We start from the raw sequence: 25,293 nt of genomic DNA, 5'->3' as shown, positions 1-25,293 counted from the left end.
CGCAGAACGGCTTTTGCGAACAAAAGCGTAGCGGTGGAGCAAGGATGCCTTAATTTCTGCAAAGTACGCAGAAATACGGCAAATCGAACTCATCGTTGTTCGATTGGCTCACCCGTGCCCCGTGGAAAGCGTGCGCCGGAACGCAAGGCAATGGGTTCGAAGAAGTCTACTTGTAAATAAGTGGTTAATTAACAGATCTGACTTTTAATAGATCTCGATTTACATTTAGCTGCTTTGCATATTTTTCATGCAAATCGACTTCATACGTCTTGATACATTGGATGAAAGCGGTTTTATTGCCCTATTTGGCTAATCAAAGAGGAGAGAATTTTTTACTAAGGTAGACAAGACTATATTGATGTGCAGTTTTTCCCAAAAATGCTTATACTGTTGATAAGGCGGTGATATGTATGCTTACGAATGAAATAATGGTACAACTCATTGAAAAGGTTAAGCAAGAAGTCAATCCAGCTTTTATTATCCTTTTTGGCTCTTTTGCAAAAGACACGGTACGCGAAGAGAGTGATATCGATCTTGCTTATTTCAGCAGCAAGCAACTATCATCTTATGATCGTTTTTTGCTATCCAATGAGCTTGCCTTAATAGGTGGGCGAGAAGTGGATTTAGTTGATATTAGAAATATCGATACAGTTTTCACGATGCAAATTTTTGCCCATGGCATCCCAATCTATATAGAGGATGAAAATGAATTCATCCGTCAAAGAATGCGAGCTTATAGCATGTATGCAACTTTAAACGAGCAACGAGCAGCTATTATTAATGACATTCAGGCGAGGGGAAGTGTATTTGGGGATGAATGATGTCATCTTAAACAAAATGACAACGATTGAGCGCTGTCTGAACCGTATTCATGAGGTGTATGAAGGGAATCCTGAAAATTTAACGGACTTTACGAAACAAGACAGTATCGTGTTAAATATACAGCGTGCTTGTGAAGCAAGTATTGACCTCGCTATGCATGTAGTGGGCAGGCGTAAATTAGGCGTTCCAAAAACAAGTCGTGAAGCATTTAAGCTTTTACAAGAAGCAGCTATAATTGAAGCGGATCTTGCAAAAACATTAATGAATATGGTTGGCTTCCGCAACATCGCTGTTCATGATTATCAAGCTCTTAAACTCGATATTTTAGAGTCGATTTTAAATAAACATGTTGACGACTTCAAACAGTTCATAAAGGTGCTTTTACAGTTGGAGGATCACTGAAAGACAGCTTTCATGTATCGGAAAAATGAAATGAAACAGCCACGCGTCCGTTTTGTAAACGAGGGTGTGGCTGTTTTCTGTTGATGGTATACTAGAGAATACTTATTATCTATCGAAAGAGGCGCAGTGATGGCTACCACGGATTGGAATATGAAAACGTTCATGAAAGGCGCGTCGATCTTGACGATATCGGCAATCATCGTGAAGTTGCTTGCCGCGGTATACCGGATTCCATTTCAAAATCTGGTAGGCGATAAAGGCTTCTATATCTATCAGCAAGTGTATCCTTTCATCGGAATATTCATTGTCTGGACGTCGTACGGCTTTGCAGTGGCGGTTTCGAAGCTGCTTGGGGGAAGTACGAGTCTTGGTGAATCAAAAGCGGTAAAACGAATTGCCTTTATGTATTTATCCGTCTTATCGGTGTCATTTTTTATTCTGTTAATGGTGTTCGCTCCGACTTTCGCGCACGCAATGGGAGACCCTGAACTTGTTTCCTTGCTTCGTGCAGGCGCATATATTGTGCTCGTCATGCCAATGCTTGCTGTATTAAAAGGTGCATTCCAATCGGAAGGGTATATGACGCCGGTTGCCGTCTCAAATGTCGGAGAGCAGGCGCTTCGCGTAGCGATTATATTAATGGGGACTTGGCTTGCAGTTCGTGCAGGCGCATCGCTGTATACAGCAGGTGAAGTTGCGATGTGGGGCGCGGTCATTGGGCAGGCGGCGGGTGTTGTCATACTTGCTCTCTATTACCGAAACGCCTTTAAGGGACCAGCAGTGAAGATAAATACGTGGCGTGTCGTGAAGGAATTAACGTACGTGAGCTTAAGTGTCAGTGCTAGCTCGCTCATTCTATTGCTGTTCCAAATGGCAGATTCGTTTACGGTGTATAATACCTTACTGGCGAACGGGTTTTCATCAGATACGGCTATGGAAATGAAAGGCGTTTATGACCGTGGACAGCCGCTTGTGCAAATGGGGATTTTAATCGCCTCCACGTTGGCGTTAGCGATTGTACCGCTTATTGCCCATCATGCGGCGAAAAAAGAGGGGCGAGGTGCAGAACCGTTCATCTCGCTCACATTCCGGACGGCGTTTTTATTCGGCTGGGCGGCGGCTGTGGGGCTTGCGCTCGTCTTGCCATATGTGAATGAAATGCTTTTCGAAACGCGCGATGGGTCGGGTACGCTAATGATTTTCTCTTTGCAAATTTTTTGGTTGTCGCTAATATTGCCGCTAACGGCGATGTTGCAAGGTGCGGGGAAAGTGAAGGTTCCTACGTTACTGCTCATCGTGGGACTAGTAGTAAAGATTGTAGCGAACCAATTATTGATCCCCGTTTTAAACGTGACGGGTGCTGCGATTGCAGGGAATATCGGCTTTGCGGTAATTGCTTGTGGACTGCTGTTTTATTTTAGAAGAGTCTTACCTGTAAAGCTTGCACCGCTTCGTTTTTATGGGTGGCTATTGGTTTCAACGATTGGGATGCTAGCAATTATTATTCCGTGGTTATTTGTAGCGGACGAGGTTTTATTCGATCAATTATCATCCCGGATTGGTGCGACAGTAAGCGCGTTAACAGCAGTCATTTTAGGTGCAGCCGTATTCCTGTTGATTGTCATGAAATCGCGTATAATGGCTGAAAAGGAATGGTATTTACTGCCGTTCGGAAAAAGATTAGCACGTGTGCAATTAATGCTGACTAAACATAGAAGGTGACTATATGAATCTATTAACGATTATTGGGCTTGGTGCAGGTGACTTAGACCAGCTATCCATTGGAACGTATCGCAAGCTGAAAGCGGCGGAGCGAGTGTTTGCAAGGACAGATCAGCATCCTGTTATTAATGAACTGCGGGCGGAAGGCTTACAAATCGAAAGCTTTGACGCGATTTACGAAAAAAATGACGCTTTTGAGCAAGTGTACGAAGAAATTACGGAACGGTTAGTTGCGTTAGCGAAGGAGCAACCCGTTATGTATGCTGTGCCGGGGCATCCGCTTGTTGCGGAACGTACGGTGCAGTTGTTGATTGAGAAAGAACGGGAGGGACTAGTGCAACTTGAAATTGCAGGCGGCAACAGCTTTCTTGACCCGATTTTTGGGGCTTTGCGAATTGACCCAATTGAAGGGTTTCAATTGTTGGACGGTACGGACTTGAAGCGTGACGATGTGAAGATGACGCAACATGTGCTGATTGGACAAGTGTATGATGCATTTGTCGCTTCAGAGGTGAAGCTGTCGCTGATGGAGAAGTATGCGTTCGATCATCCCGTAACGATTGTGACTGCTGCGGGTTCTTCAAAGGAAAAGTTGCGGACGGTGCCGCTATTTGAGCTGGACCGTGAAACGAGTATTGATAATTTGACGACGGTGTATGTACCACCTGTCGCAGAGCGTGATGGACGATTGAAAGAGTGGTCGACGTTCCGTGAGATTATCGCAGCGCTGCGTGCGCCGGATGGCTGTCCTTGGGATCGTGAGCAGACGCACGAATCGTTGAAGCGCTATTTAATAGAGGAAGCGCATGAGTTGCTGGAAGCGATTGATCAGCAGGACGATGAAGGCATCATCGAGGAGCTAGGGGATGTCCTGCTACAAGTGTTTTTACATGCGCAGATTGGCGAGGATGACGGGTTCTTTGCGATGGAAGATGTGTTGCAGTCGATTGGTGAGAAGATGATACGTCGCCATCCGCATGTGTTCGGAGATCTGGGCGTGGACAATTCGGATGAAGTGTTGAAGAATTGGCAGGAGATTAAGCAAACAGAGAAGCCGCAAGTCGATTCGCTTCTGGATGGACAGGCGCGCCATAGTTCGTCGTTGCTTACTTCCTTTAATTATCAAAAAGAGGCCGCAAAAGTCGGGTTCGATTGGCCGAGTATTGAAGGGGCTTTTGAGAAATTTGAGGAAGAGTGGCAGGAATTTAAGGACGAAGTGGAGAATGGAACGAAAGAGAGCCAGACGGATGAGTTAGGGGATGTGCTCTTTACGCTCGTCAATTTGTCGAGGTTTTTAAAATTGTCGCCAGAGGAAGCGATGGCGCATGCGAATGCGAAATTCAAGGGCCGTTTCTCATTTGTTGAGCAAAGCGTGAAGGAAGGAAAGGGCGAGTTTTCTGCTTATACGCTCGATGAATTAGAAGATTTTTGGCAACAAGCGAAGGGAAGGGAAAAGAAATGAGATTAGATAAATTTTTAAAAGTGTCACGGTTAATCAAAAGACGTACATTGGCGAAACAAGTAGCCGATCAAGGCCGGATTACCATTAACGGCAAAGTTTCAAAAGCGTCATCGGTCGTAAAACCGGGGGATGAATTGGCGATCCGATTTGGTCAAAAGATTGTTACTGCGAAGGTCGAGGCATTGAAGGAGTCGACGAAGAAAGAAGACGCAGCGATGATGTATACGATTTTGAAGGAAGAGAAGCTCGAAAAGGTGGAGCCGGAGTTCATTGACGATGAGGAGTAATGGGTCGTCATGAAGGATTTGGCAACGTCAAGACGATTGAACAGGTGTAGGCAGAAGTTAAAAGGATGGATGCGTACGGATGAGGAAATGAGCGAAACGGATAAAGCGTATTTGGAGAGTCTACCAAAGCAGAATCCCTATGGCTTGCTCGCAATGGTGCTAGGTGGCGTGTCCTTTACGTTTGGTCCGGCTTATGGGTTCATACCGGTACTTTCACTCGTTTTTTGTATGCTTACATACCGGACGTTTGACAAGGAAAAGGAAGACAACCCATGGCCATTTTACATCGGGTTTGGTTTATCGGTAATTGGATTGGTTCTATATTTTTCAGGATATACGCACGATTTAATCGTTTAACGGGAAGTTTAAAAGAAATGAGTAGCATGACGGGATTTTTCCTGTCATGTTTTTTTAATTACACGCATAAGATGGCATTGAACGTACAAGCGAAGGAGGAATAGTATGCAAATCCAGACGGATAGTCCAACATACGCAATTCCATCGGGTGACCATGTCGTCACGATGCGAAACAGAAAACGAATGGATCTTACATCTGTAAAAACGATTGACCGGTTCGACCAAGAAGAATTTATTGTCCGCACATCTCAAGGGGTGTTGCAAATTCGGGGGGAGGAGCTGCGCATCGTCCATTTGGATGTAGACAAAGGGCTTCTGACGTTAGAAGGGACAATTGCAACGATGCAATACGACGAAGAAGAGACAGGTTCACGTAATTTCCTCCATAAATTATTTGGATGAGTCTCTCCGTCCAGTTTCTTAGTTTACTTGCAATGATTGGGACAGGCATCGGAGCCGGAGCGTTTATGGATTTGATCGGAACGGGCATCGACAAGGTCGGGAAGAAGTCGATGATTCGTAAGTATTCGGTGCTCATTGAAGTAATTGGCTGGATCTTAATTGGTTGTGCTTCTTTTTACGTTCTTTTCGTCGTGCGGGACGGTGCATGGAGGATGTATGATCCGTTTGCTCAAGTAAGTGGGATGCTTCTGTATGCGTCAATTTTTCATCGGCCGTTCCGATTTTTTGGGCGTATTGTCAACATGCTTATCATCAGACCAATCGTGTTCGTCATCCTATTGGTTGTACGGATTATTCGTGCACTGTTCAGGTTGGTCGTCAGAATAGTGATGGTGCTGGCAACGCCATTCATCTATGTTTATAAAAAGGTCTATAGCTCCCTCTTTCAAACTCGCGATGAATAGTGTATAATTAATAGACTTATCGCAAAGTCAAGCTGTAATGAGAGGGAGTGTAGACATGGAGCAAAGGAAAAGGAAATCATCCACGACCGTTGCATCAATTGAAACTGAATATGTCCGCTCGTTGCAAAAGAAAGAAATGTGGAGAAACAAGCAAAAGAAGCGGCTCCGTAAAAAAATGTTTCTTTATGCGTTAGTTGCATTTGTCGTATTTGGTGGCTTAACGAATATGTACATCCAGCAACAGCAGACGTTGGAAAAGAAGGAACAGGAAAAAGTGGAGACGTTAGCAAAGTTGGAAGAAGTGAAAGATGAACAAGCGCTTCTTAAACGACAACTTGTTAAACTCGATGACGAAGAGTATATTGCAAAGCTAGCTCGTAAAGAGTATTTTTTATCTGATAAAAATGAAATCATCTTTTCATTACCTGAAAAAAAGAAGAAAAACGACGAAAAAGATGACGGAAAAGAGTAGTCTTATTGACACTCTTTTTTTGTTGGCTATAATGAAAGTAAGGATTCTGCTTTTTGCAGGACTCGTGATATGGTAAAAAGGCTTCTGTATGAAGTCGTTTAAATCTTAAGGAGGAGCAATTTTTTTATGTCAATTGAAGTAGGCAGCAAGTTACAGGGTAAAGTTACAGGGATCACAAATTTCGGTGCGTTCGTCGAACTACCGAGCGGTTCAACTGGTCTGGTCCATATTAGTGAAGTGGCGGACAATTATGTTAAAGATATTAACGACCACCTAAAAGTTGGCGACATGGTTGAAGTGAAAGTGATGAATGTCGGCACAGATGGTAAAATCGGGTTATCGATCAGAAAAGCGAAACCAGAAGCTGAGCGCCCTCAACGCCCTCAACGTCCTCGTCATGGTGGTGGCCGTCCGAGCCACACTGAGCGTCCCGAGAATTTTGAGCAAAAAATGGCTAAATTCATGAAAGACAGTGAAGAACGCCTGACTTCATTAAAAAGAGCAACAGAATCTAAACGCGGTGGCCGTGGCGCAAGAAGAGGATAACTTGCTGGCTGTTTCAATTAGTGAAAATGTATAATCTATGACTATGTAAAGCGATCCGACATCTTTCTAGATGGTGGATCGCTTTTCTGCGTCGACTAGAGCGGAATTGTTTGACAGAAACGTTAGGAACTTTTGATTGAAAACGGAATGGAGGGCGTTTGCACGTGAAGCGCTTTGTTGACCAAGGATACTTTGACTGATCACGGCATATACCGGGAGATTGCGGCATATTTTTGTGTAACGGAGCATACTTCGGCAGATCGGCGCATACTTTTGTAAATTGCAGCATTTAGCTGGAGAACGCCGCATACTTCTTTCTAAAACAGCATATATCGGGAAATCTCTGTAATTTTTTTCTGGTGATAGCTTACTGTTAAACAATATTTTTGAAACAGTCATCCGAACTAGCTAATGGCGCGAGTCTATAGAAGCTTAGAAAATACTAGAGGTGTTGATTGGTATATTCGGAATGCGGCGTTTTGGGAGAGAATGCTGTGTTTGGAGGGGGTATGCGGAAATCGGAGGGATTATGCCGCGTTTCGAGTAAGTATGCGGTGTTTTGATTGGGATATGCGCCGTTTGAAGCGAATATGCGGAGTTTGAATTTTGTTTCGTGGGCAATTACGGTAATCCATAGGAAATTAAATCGCGCCAAATGGGTTTTGGCAAATTAACGATCTTGATAACAGTGGAGTGTGCAGTTCGAAATGCGGCGTTTTCGGAGAATATGCTGTGTTTGGAGGGGTTATGCGGAAATCGGTGGGATTATGCCGCGTTTGAAGCGAATATGCGGAGTTTGAATTTTGTTTCGCGGGCAATCACGGTAATCCATAGGAAATTAAATCGCGCCAAATGGGTTTTGGCAAATTAAAGATCTTACTAACAGGGGAATGTGCAGTTCGAAATGCGGCGTTTTGGGAGAGAATGCTGTGTTTGGAGGGGGTATGCGGAAATCGGAGGGATTATGCCGCGTTTCGAGTAAGTATACGGTGTTTTGATTGGGATATGCGCCGTTTGAAGCGAATATGCGGAGTTTGAATTTTGTTTCGTGGGCAATTGCAAGAATCCATAGAGTAAAAAAACGCGCCAAATGGGTTTTGACAAATTAACGATCTTAATAACAGTGGAGTGTGCTGTTCGAAATGCGGCGTTTTTGGAGAGAATGCCGTGTTTGGAGGAGTTATGCGGGAATTGGTAGGATAATGCCGCGTTTCGAGTAAGTATGCGTTGTTTTGATTAGATATGCCGCGTTTGAAGCGAATATGCGTAGTTTGAAAGTTTCGCGGGTAATTGCAAGAATCCACAGAGTAAAAAATCGTGCTAAATGGATTTTGACAAATTAAAGATCTTGTAACAGTGGAGTGAAAGAGTTGCATAATGAAAAAACTGCGACCTAATTTTTTTCAGGTCGCAGTTTTTTCATTTCTAATGTCCAGCTGCAACGGCCAGTCCCTCGGGTCATAAGGAAACCCGGCTAAGTGGCAAAAAGCGCCACACGCCGGGTTGTCTTATGCCTGTCGGGCCTGAACGGCCGTTTCCGCATTTCTATTGTCTAGCTGCGGCGCCTAGCCCCTCGAGTCGCTTCAATCTCGGAGCAAAAGGAAAAACGCCTTTTGTCCAAGCTCTCCAGCGCTTGTCGGGGCAAAGCAAGGCGCCTCCGCATTTCAAATGTCTAGCTGCGAGCGTCAGCCTCTCGGGATGCTTCAGCCTGAGGTTAAAGGCAAAGAGCGCCTTTAGCCTCAGGCTTCCAGCACCTGTCGAGGCTAAACGACGCTCTTCGCTTTTCTATAATGGCGGCAGAGGGAATCGAACCCCCGACCTTACGGGTATGAACCGTACGCTCTAGCCAGCTGAGCTACGCCGCCGTGTTGTTCTTCGAAGGGCTTTGCCACTTTTTCTGAACGACAATAATCATATTACATGGCTCGACGTGGTCTGTCAACTACTGTTTTAAAAAAAGAAAGACTTCGGAATGAGTCGAAAGATTTTGTGAGTGAGTTGTCAGGAAGAGACAAATTCTTTACGTTGACTTATGTATACTCGTGGACAAGTAGACATAGGGGGAATGTGGAGATGAAGATGATTGGCAATATGGAGAGGCCGATGGGCCAGCAGATTCGTCATGCGTTGGAAGTGGCGGGGAAGCGGAAGACGTATGTGTTGATGGCTACTTTTTTCTTGCTTGGATCGTTTTTCTTGTCGCAAGCGGTGTTGTTTGATGCGGCGGTGCCGTTTTTCTTACCAATCTGGGCGTTGGCGCAGTTGCGCTTTCGGAAGTATTTAGTGTTTGTGTTCATTGGGGGAATGGCTGGTGGAGCGCTTCTAGGTGTGGGACAAGCTGTTATCCATTTATTGCAGTTGCTGTTGTTTAATGTTGTTAGTAAGCATCCGTGGACGAGGAAGTCGATTCCGTTAGCGGTGGCGGGTGCGATTATCGTTGTGCAAGTGTTATGGCAGTTTGTGATGCATAGCGGAAGTACGCCGGTGGATGTGCAGCTGACAATTGGGTTTGAAGCTGTTTTGGCATTATTCATGACATTTTTCTTGTTTGTCGCATTTCCGCATCGGGAGCGTATTTTATATGGACAGTGGACGCCTGAGCGATTAGGGGCCGTTTGTATTGTTGGTATTATGGCTACGACGGGTATGGGTAGTTTAATGATTGGACCGATTTCAATCTCAGGTTTTCTCCTTCATTTGACAATCCTTTTGGCAGCGTTGGCAGGTGGTCTCCCTTTTTCGACGACAATTGCAATGATGATTGCCGCAATTGCAGGTGTTGCTGAATTGTCCTTCACAGGAATGATGGCCGTGTACGGTATGACCGGTTTTTTTGCAGGTGCGATGAGGCGATTAGGAAAGCTAGGCATTGCTACTGGGGGGTATGCAGTGTCTGTCTTTTTCCTTCTATATGACTTGACGTTACCGTTGGATATTTCTCATTTTGCGACAATTGGGTTAGCGACGTTCGTTTTTTTCTTTATCCCAACAAAGAAAGTGGAGCCAATTGGACTTGTGATGAAGCCTGATCAGCCGGATATTTCTGTGAAGCGTCAAAAGTGGTTAACTGACCGATTGGACGAACAGTTATCTGATTTTCAGCAGTTTGCAGAGTTCATGTCGACGCTTGTGAATGATCGATTTGAATCGGATGATACACTTGCAGCTCAAGAAATACCGTCCATTTGTCAATCGTGTTTTCGTTATTCGAAATGTTGGGAGGACAATGAAGCAGGAATGTCGAGGCTTCTCTATGAGTGGGAGTCAACGTACTCAGCCACCAAGAAAGCGGCACGTCATCGTGTGGAAGAGAAGATTAAATATAAATGTATCCGCTTTTCAGGTTTGATTACCGAGCTTGAGGAGCAGGCTACAAACCACTTGCTTATGGGACAGTTACAGCACGGTCGGAAAATGTTGGCATTGCAATTACGTGATATGAGCAATCATTTAGAGAAAATCATGAAAGATATTAAAGGGGAGCTGACGGTCAACCATCGCGCGGAAGAAGAACTTGGGAAGCATATGCAAGCTCAAGGGATTGAATATTATCAAATTGACATCTTGTCAGATGAGAGAGGGGCCTATCGGATTGTTTGTTCTATACCGGAGAAGCGGTCAGACTTTGAAACGGATATGACAGTGGCGGAGAGACTCATTTTACCATTGCTTGAGGAAGTATACCGTGAACCGTTCAAAGTGGAGAAGTCGGTTTTTCAACAAGATCCATTTCCGCATTTGCAATTAATGTTCTGTTCGTCTGTCCGTTTCACATTGGAATACGGCATTGTCGCTACTGCCGGAGGGGGGACATTCCATGCAGGAGATGCATATGAGGTATTTCCGATTCATGATGGTTTAACGGCGGTATTACTATCCGACGGAATGGGACATGATATGAACGCTTATCGAGAAAGTAGGAAAGTCATCCGCCTTATGCGGGAATGTTTGGATCGTAAAATGGACCCCGAAACGGCGATGCATACGTTGCATTACATGATGTCTTTAAACGGGTTGGATGATATGTATGCTACGTTGGATCTTGCGTTAATTGATTTACAGGATGGACGGCTCTGGTCTTGGAAAGCTGGCTCGATGAGTACGTATATTATGCGTGGACCCGATTTTCTACGTCTCGATAGCAAGTCAGTGCCTGTTGGGTTTCTCCCTTCATTTTCTGTTGAAGCGAAAAACGAAGAGCTAAAAGCTGGTGATATTGTTGTGATGTTGACGGATGGCCTATTCAGTTCAAAGCATACGATTGAGAAGCAGGAAGACGCATTGTATGCCATTTTGGAGAAGTACGAACATCTTGGCTGTGAGCAGTTGGCGGACCGGATTATGTCTGAAATGGAGCGACGATTTGGTGTAGTTGCAGACGACCGAACAGTTCTCGTCATGAAGATGGACCACGTCTTGCCAAAGTGGATGACAATAAAACCGACAAATCGATTTATTTCCCGGGAAAAGGTTATAGGGTAGAATAAGGGAAATGGAGGTCGGAAAATGAGTGAGTTAGAGAAGTCTGTATACGATTTTATTGCAAAACATGCATTACTAACTTCCGGTCAACGAATCCTCGTCGCCTGCTCGGGCGGGGTGGATTCTGTTGCCCTTTTACTTTTTCTGGCAGTCCATCGCGAGAGGTGGAACGTGACAGTGGCAGCCGCCCATGTCGATCATATGTTACGCGAAGAAGAGTCTGCTGAAGACGGCCGTTTTGTACAAGGCTTATGTGAGCAACTTGGGATTCCTTTCTTCGGTGGTCGTGTGCCAGTACCAGCCGTACTTGAAGAGGAAGGCGGTAATGTACAAGACGTTTGCAGAGTAGGTAGGTATAAGTTTTTTGAAGAGATTATGCAAAAGGAACAGTATCCTTTATTGGCAACCGCTCATCATGCGGAAGATCAACTGGAGACGGTGTTAATGCAGTTGTCAAAAGGAAGTTTGCCTATTGGGATTCGTCCAAGTAGACAAATGGAAAGTGGAACGGTCATTCGACCTTTTCTCTCTGTGATGAAGCGTGACCTGTTAGAGTTTGTTGGAAAACATGGGATAGCATTTCGAGAAGACCCGAGCAATGAAAGTGATGCATACTTACGGAACCGATACCGCCATCATATTATTCCGAAGATCCTCTCGGAAACACCTACAGCAGCTGTCAATGTCGTAAAAATGACATCTGACCTACAAGACGATGAAAACTTGTTAAACAGCTTGGTGAAGCAACATGTTGCAGCGCATGTTTCCTTTACAGCAGAAGGGCTTCCAACCTTTTCCGTTAAACGGTTTGCTGCCATGCACACTGCTTTACAAAAGCGCTTTATTCCACTAGTATTGAAGTATATTTATGATGGGGAAAGTAGTCCCATTGAGTTGAATATAGCACTATTGAATCTAATTCAATTTCATCTGTCGGACGTCCAAGGAACTGTTTCCATAGACCTCCCGAAAGGATATCGTTTCGTGCGGGAGTACGAGCAAGTTTTCATTGTTAAAGGGCAGGAGCCTTTCGTACTCACGGATGTAGCTTTAGAAAAAGGCGTGTGGCAAAGATGGGGGAACTGGCTATTGAATTGGGACGATGCCGATAATATTGATGCAGTAGACGACAATGAACGCTATTTCTCGCTTCAAGAAAATGATTTGCCTTTACGAGTCAGAAGCAAACGGGAAGGTGATCGCATGCTACTGCCAGGCATGAAGGCTCCAAAACGATTGTCAAGAATCTTTATTGATGAAAAAATCAGTGCTGAAAAACGGCATATGTTGCCTGTCATTACAACAGCGAATGATGAAGTTTGCGCTATTCCAGGCGTACGATATGGCATCCAGTTCAAAAAACACAAAACAGAACAGGATCGGTACATATTGAGATTCAAAGAGTTGTAAAAAAATCCTATGAAGAAAAGAGGGTTTTCGATGTTACAAAAGGATATCGAAGAAATACTCATTACAGAAGAAAACATTCAAGAAAAAATTGCTGAGCTTGGTGCACAGTTGACTACTGACTATCAAGACAAGTTTCCGCTTGCGGTAGGTGTGTTAAAAGGTGCATTACCTTTCATGAGCGATCTTATTAAACGAATTGACACATACATCGAACTCGATTTCATGGATGTTTCAAGCTACGGAAATGCAACCGTATCTTCAGGTGAAGTGAAAATTGTTAAAGATTTAAACACGAGTGTGGAAGGTCGCGATGTACTCATTATTGAAGATATCATTGATAGTGGGAAGACATTGAACTATTTAGTTGACCTATTCAAATACCGCAAGGCAAAATCCATTAAAATCGTCACATTACTTGATAAACCAACTGGACGTAAAGTCGATTTAAAAGCGGATTATGTCGGTTTCCTCGTCCCAGATGCATTTGTTGTCGGATACGGACTGGATTATGCTGAAAAGTATCGTAACTTGCCATACATCGGCGTATTGAAAAAGGAAATCTATTCTTTCTAATTCACTTGCAGTCCTCTTCTTCTGAAGGCTGTTGGAAAGCTTCCTCATGTGATAAAAAAATTGCTTGATAAGTGGGTTGGTAGCGCGGTTAGCATGTATTACCACTAGTAACAGACCTTAGCAAGAAAGGCATTTCCTTTGAAGTGTGAATTCGTTATATGATAAGATTTACAATAGTTTTCTGTTGAAGAAATGAGGAGGCTTGGGATGAATCGTATACTTCGATACTTTCTATTATACGGATTGATTTTCCTTGCAATAATGGGGATATTCAGTTCACTAAATAATCCGAATCCGAAGACGGAAGTGATTCGGTACGATCAATTTTACGATGCGTTAGAAAAAGGCGATATTGCGTCTATGACGTTGCAACCGGACGCTGGCGTTCTGACAGTTGAAGGTGTTATGAAAGGGGCAAAAGAAGGGGAGAAATTCACTACGAATGTCCTGCATAACGATACAACGCTTATGGAGAAGCTAGAAGCAATCGGTGAATCGAACAACCCCGAAATCGTTGTTGAAAAAATGCCTGAAACCAGTGCTTGGGTAGCCTTTTTCACAGGGTTGGTTCCTTTTATCATTATTATCATCCTGTTCTTCTTCTTGTTAAATCAAGCGCAAGGCGGCGGTGGCGGCCGTGTCATGAACTTTGGTAAGAGTAAGGCTAAGCTTCACTCGGATGACCGCAAGAAAGTCCGATTCACGGATGTAGCGGGTGCGGATGAAGAGAAGCAAGAGCTTGAAGAAGTAGTTGACTTCCTAAAGGATTCACGTAAGTTTGCTGAACTTGGGGCTCGTATTCCAAAAGGTATTTTGTTAGTAGGTCCTCCGGGTACAGGTAAGACACTTTTGGCGCGAGCAGTTGCTGGTGAAGCCGGCGTTCCGTTCTTCTCGATTTCCGGTTCGGATTTCGTTGAGATGTTCGTCGGGGTCGGTGCGTCCCGTGTTCGTGACTTGTTTGAAAATGCGAAAAAGAATGCTCCATGTATCATCTTTATCGATGAGATCGATGCAGTGGGTCGTCAACGTGGCGCTGGTCTCGGTGGCGGACACGATGAGCGTGAACAGACGTTGAACCAACTATTAGTTGAAATGGATGGATTCGATGGTAACGAAGGGATTATCATCGTTGCAGCTACGAACCGTCCGGATATTCTAGACCCTGCACTTCTTCGTCCAGGACGTTTTGACCGTCAAATTACGGTCGGTCGTCCGGATGTAAAAGGACGTGAAGCGGTACTTAAAGTGCATGCGCGTAATAAGCCTCTTGACGATACTGTCAACATGAAGGCGTTAGCACAACGTACACCAGGTTTCTCGGGTGCAGACCTTGAAAACCTACTGAACGAAGCGGCACTTGTTGCGGCAAGACGAGGAAAAGCGAAAATCGATATGGCAGATATCGATGAAGCGACAGATCGCGTCATCGCAGGTCCGGCTAAGACGACACGAGTTATTTCAAAGAAAGAAAGAAATATTGTAGCGTTCCACGAAGCGGGACACGTCGTAGTTGGTCTTATGTTGGATGATGCCGAAATTGTCCATAAAGTTACAATTGTACCTCGCGGCCAGGCGGGTGGATATGCAGTCATGCTTCCGAAAGAAGACCGTTACTTCATGACGAAGCCTGAGCTTCTCGATAAAGTTGCCGGCTTACTCGGCGGGCGTGTTGCGGAAGAAATCGTTCTTGGCGAAGTATCAACTGGGGCACATAATGACTTCCAACGTGCTACGGGCATTGCTCGTTCCATGGTAACGGAATATGGGATGAGTGATAAGCTCGGACCGATGCAATTTGGTCAGGCGCAAGGTGGAAATGTGTTCCTTGGAAGAGACTTTAATTCCGAACAAAACTACTCTGAGTCGATTGCGTACGAAATTGATCAAGAGATGCAACGTATTATTAAGGAACAGTATGAGCGTACAAGAACAATCCTGACGGAAAACCGTGAGCTTCTTGACTTGATCGCAAATACACTTCTTGAAGTTGAGACGTTGGATGCTGAACAAATCAATCACTTGAAAGATCATGGTACATTGCCGGTACGTGCTTATGAGCAAAATGGCAATGGTGCAGCTGCAAAAGCAGATGAAGAATCTGAAGTGAAAGATGAAGTAAATCCTGATTCTACAGGAGCTCCAACTGATCCATCGACTGGCGATCTGCCAAAGGAGAATGAAGGCGACACGACGCTTCCTCCGATCGATGAACAGCGAAGAGATTGATCCGAATAAAATGACTTGCGACGGTCGGCTGCTTTTTAAAGGCAGTCGGCTGTTTTTTTAATGTGTAAAGCCTTGACGCCACCCTCCGCTTTTGTATCGTCCAGACTCCGGGTGGCAGTCTCTCGGGTCGCTTCAGAAATAAAATAAAGGCAAAGAACGCCTTTTTTTCATTTCTTCCAGCGCCTGTCGAGCCTAGACGCCACCCTCCGCTTTTGTATTATGTTATGATGTTTTGGAAAATGACGAATGTTAGCGAGGAAATGAAAATGATCTTAGTATTGGATACGGGTAATACGAATATCGTCCTTGGTGTATATGAACATGGCGCGCTGAAATATCATTGGCGCATGGAAACGTATCGACAAAAGACGGAAGATGAGTATGCGATGTCTGTAAAGGCGCTTTTCTCTCACGTCGGACTAAAATTTGAGGATATTAAAGGCATTATTATTTCTTCTGTTGTTCCGCCTGTTATGTTTCCGCTTGAGCAGATGTGTCGGAAGTATTTTAATATGCGTCCCCTCGTTGTGGGACCAGGTGTGAAAACAGGCTTGAATATTAAATACGAGAACCCGCGTGAAGTTGGAGCTGACCGGATTGTGAATGCGGTAGCGGCGATCCATGAGTACGGCAATTCGCTCATTATCGTGGATTTTGGAACGGCTACAACATTTTGTTATGTGAATGAAAAAGGTGAATACATGGGAGGCTCGATCGCACCTGGTATTGGTATTTCCATGGAGGCTCTATTTGACAGGGCGTCCAAGTTGCCGCGTGTTGAATTGACGCGTCCGGATCATATTATTGGGAAGAATACAGTTTCTGCAATGCAAGCGGGGATTGTATATGGCTATGTAGGGCTTGTTGAAGGTATTGTTAATCGGATGAAGGCACACAGTAAGGTTGAGCCGACTGTTATTGCGACAGGTGGATTGGCGGAGCTGATTGCTAGTGAAACAGAAGTGATCGATATTGTCGATAACTTCCTTACGTTAAAAGGATTGCACTTAATTTACGAAAGAAACGTTTAAAAGGAGTAGAAATGAATGAGTGATTATTTACTAAAAGCATTGGCTTTTGATGGGACGATTCGTGCATATGCAGTCGATTCGACAGAAACGGTTGCGGAAGCGCAGAAAAGACATAACGTTTGGCCAACTGCGGCTGCAGCGTTAGGCAGAACGATGACCGCTGGATTGATGATGGGTGTCATGATGAAAGGGAACGATAAGCTGACGGTGAAAGTCGAAGGGAACGGACCAGCTGGACCGATTGTCGTCGATGCGAATGCGCGTGGAGAAGTGAGAGGATACATTACTTATCCGCAAACGCACTTTGATTTAAATGAAAAAGGAAAGTTGGATGTTCGTCGAGCTGTCGGGACGGAAGGTATGATTACAGTCGTGAAAGATCTTGGTCTCCGGGATTATTTTACAGGTCAAGTTCCAATCGTCTCTGGAGAAATTGCAGAGGACTTCACACAATACTTCGTAGTGTCTGAACAAGTTCCTTCTGCTGTAGCGCTAGGTGTACTCGTGAATCCGGATAATACAATAAAGGCAGCGGGTGGATTCATCATTCAAGTAATGCCAGGGGCTACCGAGGAAACGATTAGTCAGCTTGAAGAAAAGCTTGCTTCTATAGAACCGATTTCCAGTATGATCAACCGCGGTTTAACGCCTGAGCAAGTATTGGAAGAAGTACTTGGTGCAGGCAATGTGGAAGTTCTCGACAAAATGGATGTCTCTTTCCGATGTAACTGCTCCAAAGAGCGTTTTGGCAACGCAATTATCGGTCTTGGCGAACAGGAAATTCGAGAGATGATCGATGAGGATGGGCAAGCCGAAGCGGAATGCCATTTTTGTAATGAACGATACTTGTTCCCTCAAGAAGAATTAGAAGGTTTTATCGATGAAATACAATCGAAATCCTAACGCCCAGGAGACGGCGCCTCAAAGAAGGAAGTTAAAAACGAAGCCATTGCTCGTTTTAATTGCAATTCTTTTTGTCTGCAACCTCTTGTGGTTCATTGGATGGTTAATCCCAAATAAATCGAAGCAACCGGAAGAAGTGGTTGCTTCGGTCGCGGGTGACCCGATTACGAGGGAACAATGGATGACAGCGATGGAAAAGGAAGTCGGTCGGGAAGTGTTACTCGAACTTGTGAACCATAAAGTGATGGAAACGGCGGCAGAGAAATACGGCATCGACGTGACGGATAAGGAAATTGACTTGGAACTCGCCCTCATCACGTCTGTTGACGGGCGCTCCCATTCCGGTTTGGACATCGAGCAAACGCGACAACGAATCCGTTCCTCGCTTATTTTAGACAAAGTGCTTACACATGATGTCCTCATAGAAGACGATGCGGTGCGGTCTTTTTATAAGGAGAACGAATCGCTGTTTAACATATTAACCGCTTACCGGACATCGGTCATTATTGTGCCGACGAAAAAAGAGGCAGAACAAGCATTGGATGAAATAGCGAAAGGCTCCAGCTTTGACGCTTTGGCGAAGGAACTGTCAACCGATCTAGCTTCCGCAAGTCTAGGTGGTGACATTGGCTACATTAATGCAGACACAGAAACGATCGATCCTGCAATCTATGAAGCTGCTGTTAAGACGAAAGAGGGCAAAGTCGGTAAATTAGTACATCTTCAAGATGGTACATATGCGCTCATTCAAGTGAATGAAATTATTAAAGGGAGATCATTCGACTTCAAAGAAGTTGAAGAACATATCCGCAGAGAACTAGCGCTTGAACAATTGCCTCAAACGGTGAATCCAGAAGCGTTTTGGAAAGAATTTGACGCAGAATGGTATTATGGAAAGTAACTGATGACTGTCTCGACCTACTGAACATGTTAGGTCAAGACAGTTTTTTTATTTTTTGAAGGTTGAAGGGGCACAGAGTTGCCGAATCGAGATAGGGAAATCGGTAATAATGTATGTAGGTATCGTTTGACACGTATCACAAAAGCGGTATACAATTAATACTATAAAACATATCAAATAAGTAGGAATTGGGAGAGGATATGCATGAGTAGAGTCGGAAATACAGTAGCGGACCTTGTCGGTAAAACGCCACTCGTGAAATTGAATCGTATGGGGAACACAGATAGTGCGGATATCTATTTGAAATTGGAATACTTCAATCCGGGTTCCAGTGTGAAAGACCGCATTGCGCTTGCGATGATTGAAGCTGCTGAAAAGACGGGCGATTTGAAAGAAGGAAGCACGATTATTGAGCCGACGAGCGGCAATACGGGGATTGGTCTCGCTATGATTGCGGCGGCAAAAGGGTACAAAGCTGTACTCGTCATGCCAGACACTATGAGCATGGAGCGACGTAATCTTCTTCGTGCATATGGTGCTGATCTTGTATTGACACCTGGTGCTGAAGGGATGAAAGGGGCCATTGCGAAAGCGGAGGAGCTGTCCGCGCAAAACGGTTGGTTCATGCCGCAGCAATTTAACAATGAACATAATCCGGAAGTACACCGCTTGACGACGGGACCGGAAATTGCAGATGCATTCGACCAAGTTGATGCATTTATTGCTGGAATCGGCACAGGGGGCACTATAACAGGAGTCGGTTCTGTGTTGAAAGAACGTTTTCCAGGGGTGAAAATTGTTGCTGTTGAGCCGGCAGATTCACCGGTATTGTCAGGTGGTCAACCAGGACCACATAAGATACAAGGGATTGGTGCAGGTTTTGTGCCTAAAGTTCTTGATACGGATGTGTACGACGAGATTATTCAAGTGTCCAACGAAGATGCGTATGATCTAGCAAGACGGGCAGCTCGCGAAGAAGGGATTTTGGGTGGTGTTTCATCCGGCGCAGCAATTTTTGCAGCACTACAAGTTGCAGAACAACTCGGAAAAGGGAAAACGGTTGTTGCTGTGCTCCCTTCCAATGGTGAACGGTACTTAAGTACACCACTTTATCAATTCGAAGAAGAATAAGTAGAAAGAGAGAGCCTAAGTGCTCTCTTTTTTGTAAATGGGAATCATTGCACATGTCGTTTTTTGTAGCCTAAACAGTTCTTCAGATAGTAAGATAATGATATTACGAGATGTGGGGGAAAACGATATGAAGCGTGTGTTTCCGAATTACAAGAAAGCAAATATGACGAAAGAGCAATTCTTTTATGCGTATAAAGAACTTGCCCAAACGAGTGAAGAGCATGTGCTATTGGAAAGTGGGCGCGTCGGGAAGTTGTGTATTGCTGGTGTAGACCCCCTTGTAACGATGAAAAGTACAGATGGGCAATCACTTGAGTTGGTATGGCGGGATGGGACGACAGAAGTGAGAACAGGTGAACCGCTTGAACTGGTAGCTGATTTCGTCCGTTCGATGAATGTGGATTACCTTCCAGAACTACCAGATTACCAAGGCGGTGTCATTGGTTTTGTAAGCTATGACTATGCGAGAACATACGAGCCAATTCCCGAGATTGCGAAAGATGACCTCGACACTCCGGATATATTCTTCTATTTATTTGACCGTTGGGCAGTATTGGACGTTGAAGATGAAGTTGTGACGTTCATGACGTTACCTGAACGCGGACTAAATCCTGAAGTAGTGGAAGCGGAGTGGTTGCAAGCTGCTGCAATCGGTGAGAAAAAACGTGTCCATGAAGCGGGTGGTACTGCTGTAGAATTCAACAGACCCGAAAACATTGACGTTTCAGTAACAGGTCCTCAATTTGAACAAATGGTTCGGGACGTTCAACGCTACATTGAGGTGCAAGAAGTCAATCAAGTGAATCTTTCCGTCCGCCAATCAAAAGCGCTAGAGGTTGAACCGCTTGCTATGTACGAAGCATTGCGTTCATTTAACCCGTCCCCTTATATGGCGTCCATTGGAGCGAAAGAGTTTGCGGTTGTCTCAGGTTCTCCCGAATTATTGCTGAAAAAACGAGGCAATGAATTGAGCACGCGCCCGATTGGTGGTACCCGTCCTAGAGGTGCATCTTTGCAGGAAGATCAAGCGCTTGAACAGGAACTTCTGTCAAACGAGAAGGAAAAAGGCGAACACATTATGCTTGTTGAGCAAGAGCTTGAGGATTTCGGTAAAGTTTGTGTTCCAGAAACCGTCGAAACGGATGAATTCATGGTAATCGAACGCTATTCACACGTCATGCATCTCGTTTCAAATGTCCGAGGAACCGCTGCGCCTGACTTGTCTACTGCTGCAATTATTAAAGGGGTATTTCCGGGCGGATCCATTACGGGTTCACCGAAACTGCGGACGATGGAGATTATTGAAGAGTTGGAACCGACACGTAGAGGTTTGTATACCGGTTCTATCGGTTGGATCGGTTTTAACGGTGATTTAGAATTGAATATCGTCATTCGATCCGCTTATATCAAAGACGGTGTTGCGCATATTCAAGCGGGGGCGGGATTAGTTGCTGATTCTAATCCGCGAGCAGAATATGTGGAGTCGTTGAACAAAGCGAAAGCACTTTGGCAAGCGAAAGAAATGGCTGAAAAAGCATCGGTTGCTAAGGCGTGAAAGGTAGGTTTTCCTCATGCAATACTGTTGGATGAACGGTGAATACAAGCGGGCAGAAGAATTGCTCATTTCACCGTTTGATCACGGTTTTTTATATGGAATTGGCTTTTTTGAAACGTTTAGGACGTATGACGGGCATGTGTTTTTATTCGAGGAACATATGGAACGACTAGCCCGCGCGTTAGAAGAGTACCGCATTTCAATGCCTTATACGACTGAAGAGATTCGTGCGGCAGTTCAAAGGCTAACAGCTTTGTCAGCTGATCGCGACGGGTATTTCCGTCTGAATATCTCGGCTGGGACCCACGAAATTGGACTTGCCCCTTCACGATATGACTCACCAAACGTCATTTTATTCCGTAAAGAGTTGCCTCAAGTAGAGAGAGGGACACCGAAGAAGGGTGTGTGGCTTGAAACTCTGCGCAACCTTCCGGAAAGTAGTGTGCGGCACAAATCGCATAATTACATGAACAATGTAAAGGGACGATTGGAATTACCGTCGCTAAAAGAACAGGAAGGAATTTTTGTCACTGCAGAAGGCTATGTGGCAGAAGGAATTACTTCAAATGTATTTTGGATAAAAGATGGCATGTTATTTACGCCTTCCATTGAAACAGGCATCTTACCAGGAATTACGCGCGCGTTTGTGTTGGTGATCGCTGAGGAAGCTGGTATGCGGGTACATGAAGGATTCTTCCCAAAAAGTGTTGTGGAGCAAGCTGATGAGGTGTTCATTTCAAATGCGGTCCAAGAACTTGTGCCATTGCTTCAAATAGGAGACAAACCATTGCCGGGTGCATCGGGTGTTTATACTAACAAACTGCATGAACGATATGTTCAGGCGATTGCTGATAGGAAAGAAGGTTAACGAGATGGAATTAATGAAAGCGAGAGACACGTATCGTTTCGGTCAGATGACAATTGATTTTCATAGGGAAACGGTTGTAATGGGGATCTTGAATGTTACACCGGATTCGTTTTCAGATGGAGGAAAATACGGGCAAATCGATGCAGCGCTTTTACACGCTCAACAAATGTTGCGAGATGGCGCGAAAATTATTGATATTGGCGGAGAGTCCACTCGACCGGGTCATGCCCCTGTTCCGCTGGAGGAAGAGTTGGAACGAACTGTCCCAGTCATTGAAGCATTGGCTCGTGAACTAGATTGTGTCATTTCAATCGATACGTATAAATCGGGGGTAGCGGAAGAGGCGTTAAAAGCGGGCGCTCGAATCATTAATGATGTATGGGGCGCGAAACGTGAGCCGCGTATTGCGGATGTGGCGGCTGCGTATGGTGCACCTATTATTCTGATGCATAACCGTGAGAGAGCTGAATATAGCGGAGATTTTATGGAGGAAGTGCTTGCAGATTTACAAGAAAGTGTGAACATTGCAAGGAATGCAGGTGTGCCTGAAGGGGATATATGGTTAGATCCAGGAATCGGTTTTGCGAAAAGTGTTGAGCAAAATGTATTAACGATGCAAGGTTTACGTCGAATTTCGAATATGGGGTATCCTGTCCTGCTTGGGACTTCGCGCAAGTCGATGATCGGCAAAATTTTGGATTTGCCGGTCGATGAACGAATGGAAGGAACAGGCGCTACAGTTTGCTATGGTATTGATCATGGGTGTCATATTATGCGCGTACATGATGTGAAAGAGGTTTCACGCATGGTGAAAATGATGGATGTTCTATCAGCCAAAGTTGCTGTAGGTGTGAATTGACTAGAAAGCGGGTGAATGTGTAGTGGACTATATTCATGTGAATGAAATGGAGTTTTACGGATACCATGGAGCTTTAAAGGAAGAAACGGTGTTAGGGCAGCGTTTTCGGGCGAACGTCTCGTTAGCGGTCGATTTGGCGGATGCAGGTAAGACAGATGATCTGGCAAAGACCGTCAACTACGCTGAGGTGTTCAATCTATGTCGTGACGTTGTCGAAGGGGAGCCGAGGAAGTTGATTGAAGCGGTCGCTGAAAACATCGCAGACGTGATTCTTAGTCAATTTGCCGCGCAAGTACGAGGTGTGCGCGTTGTGCTTATCAAACCCGATCCGCCGATTCGCGGTCATTATGCATCTGTATCTGTAGACATTACAAGGGGGCAATTTGTGTGAACGTCTCCTACCTTTCAATCGGTTCTAATATAGGTGACCGGTTGCACCATTTGACTGAAGCTGTCCGTACACTTCATGGGCATGCTGAAATACATGTTGTGAAGGTGTCTTCTGTTTACGAAACAAAACCTGTCGGCTATACGGACCAAGCGGATTTTCTCAATATAGTTGTCTGTTTGGAAACTTCATTGGATGCTCACGAATTATTGGCAGTGTGTCAAGAAATCGAAAATGGACTAGGTCGTGAGAGAATTATTAGATGGGGTCCTCGGACTGTTGACCTTGACATTTTACTGTATAATAACGACAATATTGAATCAGAGAACTTAATCGTGCCGCATCCGCGCATGCGCGAACGTGCGTTTGTTCTTGTGCCTCTATTGGAAATTGCACCTACCTTAGTACCTATTGAAGTGGATGGCAGTGGCGTTATGCGTTGGCAAGAGGTATCGGATGTCGACAATTTCTTGCGTGTAGGGAAATGAACGGTCTCGACATTCATCCCTGTATAATTAGAAGACGTTCATGGTAATGCTGAAAACTAGCTCTGTGGCTAGATGAAGAACAGCCAATTGGATAGGGTACGTATTGTCTTAGTACAAGTCGTCATGTACGTGGCGGCTTTTTTTACATAAGGAGTTTGTGTACAATAGAACCATGCCAGCGGGCGTGAGGGATAACTGATGAAGGAGTGAAGGAAATGTCCCATTTGGATGAATTGAACGACCAGCTTTTGGTGAGACGCCAGAAGATGGATGAATTACGCGAAAACGGACTTGATCCATTCGGTTCAAGATTTGAGCGGACGCATCTTTCCAATGAAATCCGTGAAGCTTATGAGGGCTTAACGAAAGAAGAATTGGACGAAACGGTGCATGAAGTGAAAATTGCAGGCCGTATTATGACGAAGCGAGGCAAAGGGAAGGCTGGATTTGCACACATCCAGGACCTCGGTGGCCAAGTTCAAATCTACGTACGTCAAGATGCAATTGGAGAAGAAGCATATGCTTTGTTCAACAGTGCAGATTTAGGTGACATCGTCGGTGTGAAAGGAAATGTCTTTAAAACGAAAGTTGGCGAACTTTCTATTAAAGCAACGGAATTTACTTTCCTGACAAAAGCACTTCGCCCGTTACCGGATAAATTCCACGGATTGAAAGATATTGAACAACGTTACCGTCAGCGGTACTTGGACTTAATTTCTTCTGAAGAGAGCAAAGAGACTTTCATTACAAGAAGCCGAATCATCCAATCGATGCGTCGTTATTTGGATGGACAAGGATTTTTGGAAGTTGAAACACCAATGCTTCATTCAATTGCAGGCGGTGCAACAGCGCGTCCTTTCATTACACATCACAATGCATTGGATATGACGCTTTACATGCGAATCGCAATCGAGCTCCATTTGAAACGCCTAATCGTTGGTGGACTTGAGAAGGTGTATGAAGTCGGTCGTGTATTCCGTAACGAAGGAATCTCTACGCGCCATAACCCTGAATTCACAATGATGGAGTTATATGAAGCGTATGCAGATTACAACGATATTATGGAACTAACGGAAAACATGATTTCCTACATGGCTCAAGATGTGCTTGGAACGACGCAAGTACAGTACGGTGAAGACATTATTGATTTATCACCAGGCTGGAAACGCATGCATATGGCAGATGCTGTTAAAGAATTCACAGGCGCAGACTTCTGGCAAGAGATGACGAAAGAAGAAGCCCATGCACTTGCAAAAGAACATGGTGTTGAAGTAACGGCTATGATGGAAGTTGGACATGTTCTAAATGAATTCTTTGAACAAAAAGTAGAAGAACAACTTGTTCAACCAACGTTCATCTATGGACATCCGGTAGAGATTTCTCCACTTGCAAAGAAAAATCCAGAAGATGCTCGCTTCACAGATCGCTTTGAATTGTTCATTGTACGACGTGAACATGCAAACGCATTTACTGAATTAAACGATCCAATCGATCAGCGTGCACGATTTGAAGCGCAGCTTGTCGAGAAGGAGCAAGGAAACG

General features: G+C 44.7%; 24 protein-coding genes and 1 tRNA gene (1 of these 25 running past the window's edge). 24 read left to right on the top strand and 1 reads right to left on the bottom strand.

What is annotated here, in order from left to right; genetic code table 11:
* The first annotated feature begins 410 nt into the window (after window positions 1-410).
* The 10 genes from mntA (at window position 411) to ACVHUV_RS02970 (ending at window position 6,936) form a co-directional block, all read left to right on the top strand.
* Window positions 411-821, top strand: a complete 411-nt coding sequence (gene mntA, locus ACVHUV_RS03015) for a type VII toxin-antitoxin system MntA family adenylyltransferase antitoxin (protein WP_371391678.1) — start codon at window positions 411-413, stop codon at window positions 819-821.
* Entirely contained in the window at window positions 814-1,224 is a 411-nt protein-coding gene (hepT, locus tag ACVHUV_RS03010; protein ID WP_462086846.1) for a type VII toxin-antitoxin system HepT family RNase toxin, read from the top strand. The genes mntA and hepT overlap by 8 nt, the downstream gene beginning before the upstream one ends.
* 129 nt (window positions 1,225-1,353) lie before the next feature.
* Window positions 1,354-2,946, top strand: a complete 1,593-nt coding sequence (locus tag ACVHUV_RS03005) for a putative polysaccharide biosynthesis protein (protein WP_462086078.1) — start codon at window positions 1,354-1,356, stop codon at window positions 2,944-2,946.
* A 4-nt stretch (window positions 2,947-2,950) separates the two neighbouring features.
* On the top strand, window positions 2,951-4,408 hold the full coding sequence (yabN, locus tag ACVHUV_RS03000) for a bifunctional methyltransferase/pyrophosphohydrolase YabN (RefSeq protein ID WP_462086077.1): 1,458 nt from the start codon (window positions 2,951-2,953) through the stop codon (window positions 4,406-4,408).
* The gene (locus tag ACVHUV_RS02995; RefSeq protein ID WP_371391675.1) at window positions 4,405-4,695 is read left to right on the top strand and encodes an RNA-binding S4 domain-containing protein; all 291 of its coding nucleotides are present in this window, start codon (window positions 4,405-4,407) and stop codon (window positions 4,693-4,695) included. Before yabN ends, ACVHUV_RS02995 begins: the two co-directional genes overlap by 4 nt.
* Before the next feature lie 9 nt (window positions 4,696-4,704).
* On the top strand, window positions 4,705-5,052 hold the full coding sequence (locus tag ACVHUV_RS02990) for a cell division protein FtsK (protein ID WP_317945878.1): 348 nt from the start codon (window positions 4,705-4,707) through the stop codon (window positions 5,050-5,052).
* 105 nt (window positions 5,053-5,157) lie between these two features.
* A complete protein-coding gene (gene yabP, locus ACVHUV_RS02985) occupies window positions 5,158-5,454 on the top strand; it encodes a sporulation protein YabP (RefSeq protein ID WP_317945876.1) in 297 nt (98 codons plus the stop codon).
* Entirely contained in the window at window positions 5,451-5,918 is a 468-nt protein-coding gene (yabQ, locus tag ACVHUV_RS02980) for a spore cortex biosynthesis protein YabQ (RefSeq protein WP_462086076.1), read from the top strand. The genes yabP and yabQ overlap by 4 nt, the downstream gene beginning before the upstream one ends.
* 55 nt (window positions 5,919-5,973) lie before the next feature.
* Window positions 5,974-6,390 (top strand): FtsB family cell division protein, encoded by a 417-nt coding sequence (locus tag ACVHUV_RS02975; RefSeq protein WP_317945872.1) that lies wholly within the window; start codon window positions 5,974-5,976, stop codon window positions 6,388-6,390.
* A gap of 126 nt (window positions 6,391-6,516) precedes the next feature.
* The gene (locus ACVHUV_RS02970) at window positions 6,517-6,936 is read left to right on the top strand and encodes a S1 domain-containing RNA-binding protein (protein ID WP_317945870.1); all 420 of its coding nucleotides are present in this window, start codon (window positions 6,517-6,519) and stop codon (window positions 6,934-6,936) included.
* Between the two features lie 1,791 nt (window positions 6,937-8,727).
* Here ACVHUV_RS02970 and ACVHUV_RS02965 read toward each other — a convergent pair.
* Window positions 8,728-8,801, bottom strand: a tRNA-Met gene (locus ACVHUV_RS02965).
* Between the two features lie 208 nt (window positions 8,802-9,009).
* Here ACVHUV_RS02965 and ACVHUV_RS02960 point away from each other — a divergent pair.
* The 14 genes from ACVHUV_RS02960 to lysS all read left to right on the top strand — a co-directional run.
* On the top strand, window positions 9,010-11,418 hold the full coding sequence (locus ACVHUV_RS02960; protein ID WP_317945869.1) for a SpoIIE family protein phosphatase: 2,409 nt from the start codon (window positions 9,010-9,012) through the stop codon (window positions 11,416-11,418).
* 24 nt (window positions 11,419-11,442) lie between these two features.
* Window positions 11,443-12,828 (top strand): tRNA lysidine(34) synthetase TilS, encoded by a 1,386-nt coding sequence (tilS, locus tag ACVHUV_RS02955; protein WP_462086075.1) that lies wholly within the window; start codon window positions 11,443-11,445, stop codon window positions 12,826-12,828.
* A gap of 30 nt (window positions 12,829-12,858) precedes the next feature.
* Window positions 12,859-13,401, top strand: coding sequence for a hypoxanthine phosphoribosyltransferase (hpt, locus tag ACVHUV_RS02950; protein WP_317945867.1), 543 nt, complete (start codon window positions 12,859-12,861; stop codon window positions 13,399-13,401).
* A gap of 207 nt (window positions 13,402-13,608) precedes the next feature.
* Window positions 13,609-15,627, top strand: coding sequence for an ATP-dependent zinc metalloprotease FtsH (gene ftsH, locus ACVHUV_RS02945; protein ID WP_317945865.1), 2,019 nt, complete (start codon window positions 13,609-13,611; stop codon window positions 15,625-15,627).
* Between the two features lie 266 nt (window positions 15,628-15,893).
* Window positions 15,894-16,658 (top strand): type III pantothenate kinase, encoded by a 765-nt coding sequence (locus ACVHUV_RS02940; RefSeq protein ID WP_317945963.1) that lies wholly within the window; start codon window positions 15,894-15,896, stop codon window positions 16,656-16,658.
* Window positions 16,659-16,673: 15 nt separating this feature from the next.
* A complete protein-coding gene (hslO, locus tag ACVHUV_RS02935; RefSeq protein ID WP_462086074.1) occupies window positions 16,674-17,561 on the top strand; it encodes an Hsp33 family molecular chaperone HslO in 888 nt (295 codons plus the stop codon).
* The gene (locus tag ACVHUV_RS02930) at window positions 17,539-18,462 is read left to right on the top strand and encodes a peptidylprolyl isomerase (RefSeq protein WP_462086073.1); all 924 of its coding nucleotides are present in this window, start codon (window positions 17,539-17,541) and stop codon (window positions 18,460-18,462) included. Before hslO ends, ACVHUV_RS02930 begins: the two co-directional genes overlap by 23 nt.
* A gap of 204 nt (window positions 18,463-18,666) precedes the next feature.
* Window positions 18,667-19,593: a cysteine synthase A gene (gene cysK, locus ACVHUV_RS02925; protein ID WP_462086072.1), complete on the top strand. Its 927-nt coding sequence runs from the start codon at window positions 18,667-18,669 to the stop codon at window positions 19,591-19,593.
* A 127-nt stretch (window positions 19,594-19,720) separates the two neighbouring features.
* Window positions 19,721-21,148: an anthranilate synthase component I family protein gene (locus ACVHUV_RS02920; RefSeq protein WP_462086071.1), complete on the top strand. Its 1,428-nt coding sequence runs from the start codon at window positions 19,721-19,723 to the stop codon at window positions 21,146-21,148.
* A 16-nt stretch (window positions 21,149-21,164) separates the two neighbouring features.
* The gene (gene pabC / locus ACVHUV_RS02915) at window positions 21,165-22,016 is read left to right on the top strand and encodes an aminodeoxychorismate lyase (RefSeq protein ID WP_371391667.1); all 852 of its coding nucleotides are present in this window, start codon (window positions 21,165-21,167) and stop codon (window positions 22,014-22,016) included.
* Between the two features lie 4 nt (window positions 22,017-22,020).
* Window positions 22,021-22,875, top strand: coding sequence for a dihydropteroate synthase (gene folP, locus ACVHUV_RS02910; RefSeq protein ID WP_462086070.1), 855 nt, complete (start codon window positions 22,021-22,023; stop codon window positions 22,873-22,875).
* Between the two features lie 22 nt (window positions 22,876-22,897).
* Window positions 22,898-23,266: a dihydroneopterin aldolase gene (folB, locus tag ACVHUV_RS02905; RefSeq protein ID WP_371391665.1), complete on the top strand. Its 369-nt coding sequence runs from the start codon at window positions 22,898-22,900 to the stop codon at window positions 23,264-23,266.
* Window positions 23,263-23,751 (top strand): 2-amino-4-hydroxy-6-hydroxymethyldihydropteridine diphosphokinase, encoded by a 489-nt coding sequence (gene folK / locus ACVHUV_RS02900; protein WP_371391664.1) that lies wholly within the window; start codon window positions 23,263-23,265, stop codon window positions 23,749-23,751. Before folB ends, folK begins: the two co-directional genes overlap by 4 nt.
* A 215-nt stretch (window positions 23,752-23,966) precedes the next feature.
* Window positions 23,967-25,293: the 5' portion of a lysine--tRNA ligase gene (gene lysS, locus ACVHUV_RS02895; RefSeq protein ID WP_462086069.1), read on the top strand. The gene runs 164 nt beyond the window's last position; 1,327 of the gene's 1,491 nt are visible here — the first part of the coding sequence; the start codon lies at window positions 23,967-23,969; its stop codon lies off the right edge, out of view.

The sequence above is a fragment of the Sporosarcina saromensis genome, from assembly GCF_054901285.1.
Note: the sequence above shows the minus strand (reverse complement) of the source record. Positions and strands in the feature narration are given on the sequence as shown.

Coding starts and splice junctions, on each gene's coding strand:
- cysK (WP_462086072.1), top strand. CDS start 18,667: ATGAGTAGAGTCGGAAATACAGTAGCGGACCTTGTCGGTAAAACGCCA.
- ACVHUV_RS02995 (WP_371391675.1), top strand. CDS start 4,405: ATGAGATTAGATAAATTTTTAAAAGTGTCACGGTTAATCAAAAGACGT.
- ACVHUV_RS02975 (WP_317945872.1), top strand. CDS start 5,974: ATGGAGCAAAGGAAAAGGAAATCATCCACGACCGTTGCATCAATTGAA.
- ACVHUV_RS02930 (WP_462086073.1), top strand. CDS start 17,539: ATGAAATACAATCGAAATCCTAACGCCCAGGAGACGGCGCCTCAAAGA.
- tilS (WP_462086075.1), top strand. CDS start 11,443: ATGAGTGAGTTAGAGAAGTCTGTATACGATTTTATTGCAAAACATGCA.
- ACVHUV_RS02990 (WP_317945878.1), top strand. CDS start 4,705: ATGAAGGATTTGGCAACGTCAAGACGATTGAACAGGTGTAGGCAGAAG.
- ACVHUV_RS02940 (WP_317945963.1), top strand. CDS start 15,894: ATGATCTTAGTATTGGATACGGGTAATACGAATATCGTCCTTGGTGTA.
- pabC (WP_371391667.1), top strand. CDS start 21,165: ATGCAATACTGTTGGATGAACGGTGAATACAAGCGGGCAGAAGAATTG.
- ftsH (WP_317945865.1), top strand. CDS start 13,609: ATGAATCGTATACTTCGATACTTTCTATTATACGGATTGATTTTCCTT.
- ACVHUV_RS02970 (WP_317945870.1), top strand. CDS start 6,517: ATGTCAATTGAAGTAGGCAGCAAGTTACAGGGTAAAGTTACAGGGATC.
- ACVHUV_RS02960 (WP_317945869.1), top strand. CDS start 9,010: ATGAAGATGATTGGCAATATGGAGAGGCCGATGGGCCAGCAGATTCGT.
- folP (WP_462086070.1), top strand. CDS start 22,021: ATGGAATTAATGAAAGCGAGAGACACGTATCGTTTCGGTCAGATGACA.
- yabQ (WP_462086076.1), top strand. CDS start 5,451: ATGAGTCTCTCCGTCCAGTTTCTTAGTTTACTTGCAATGATTGGGACA.
- yabN (WP_462086077.1), top strand. CDS start 2,951: ATGAATCTATTAACGATTATTGGGCTTGGTGCAGGTGACTTAGACCAG.
- hpt (WP_317945867.1), top strand. CDS start 12,859: ATGTTACAAAAGGATATCGAAGAAATACTCATTACAGAAGAAAACATT.
- hslO (WP_462086074.1), top strand. CDS start 16,674: ATGAGTGATTATTTACTAAAAGCATTGGCTTTTGATGGGACGATTCGT.
- mntA (WP_371391678.1), top strand. CDS start 411: ATGCTTACGAATGAAATAATGGTACAACTCATTGAAAAGGTTAAGCAA.
- ACVHUV_RS02920 (WP_462086071.1), top strand. CDS start 19,721: ATGAAGCGTGTGTTTCCGAATTACAAGAAAGCAAATATGACGAAAGAG.
- ACVHUV_RS03005 (WP_462086078.1), top strand. CDS start 1,354: ATGGCTACCACGGATTGGAATATGAAAACGTTCATGAAAGGCGCGTCG.
- hepT (WP_462086846.1), top strand. CDS start 814: ATGAATGATGTCATCTTAAACAAAATGACAACGATTGAGCGCTGTCTG.
- yabP (WP_317945876.1), top strand. CDS start 5,158: ATGCAAATCCAGACGGATAGTCCAACATACGCAATTCCATCGGGTGAC.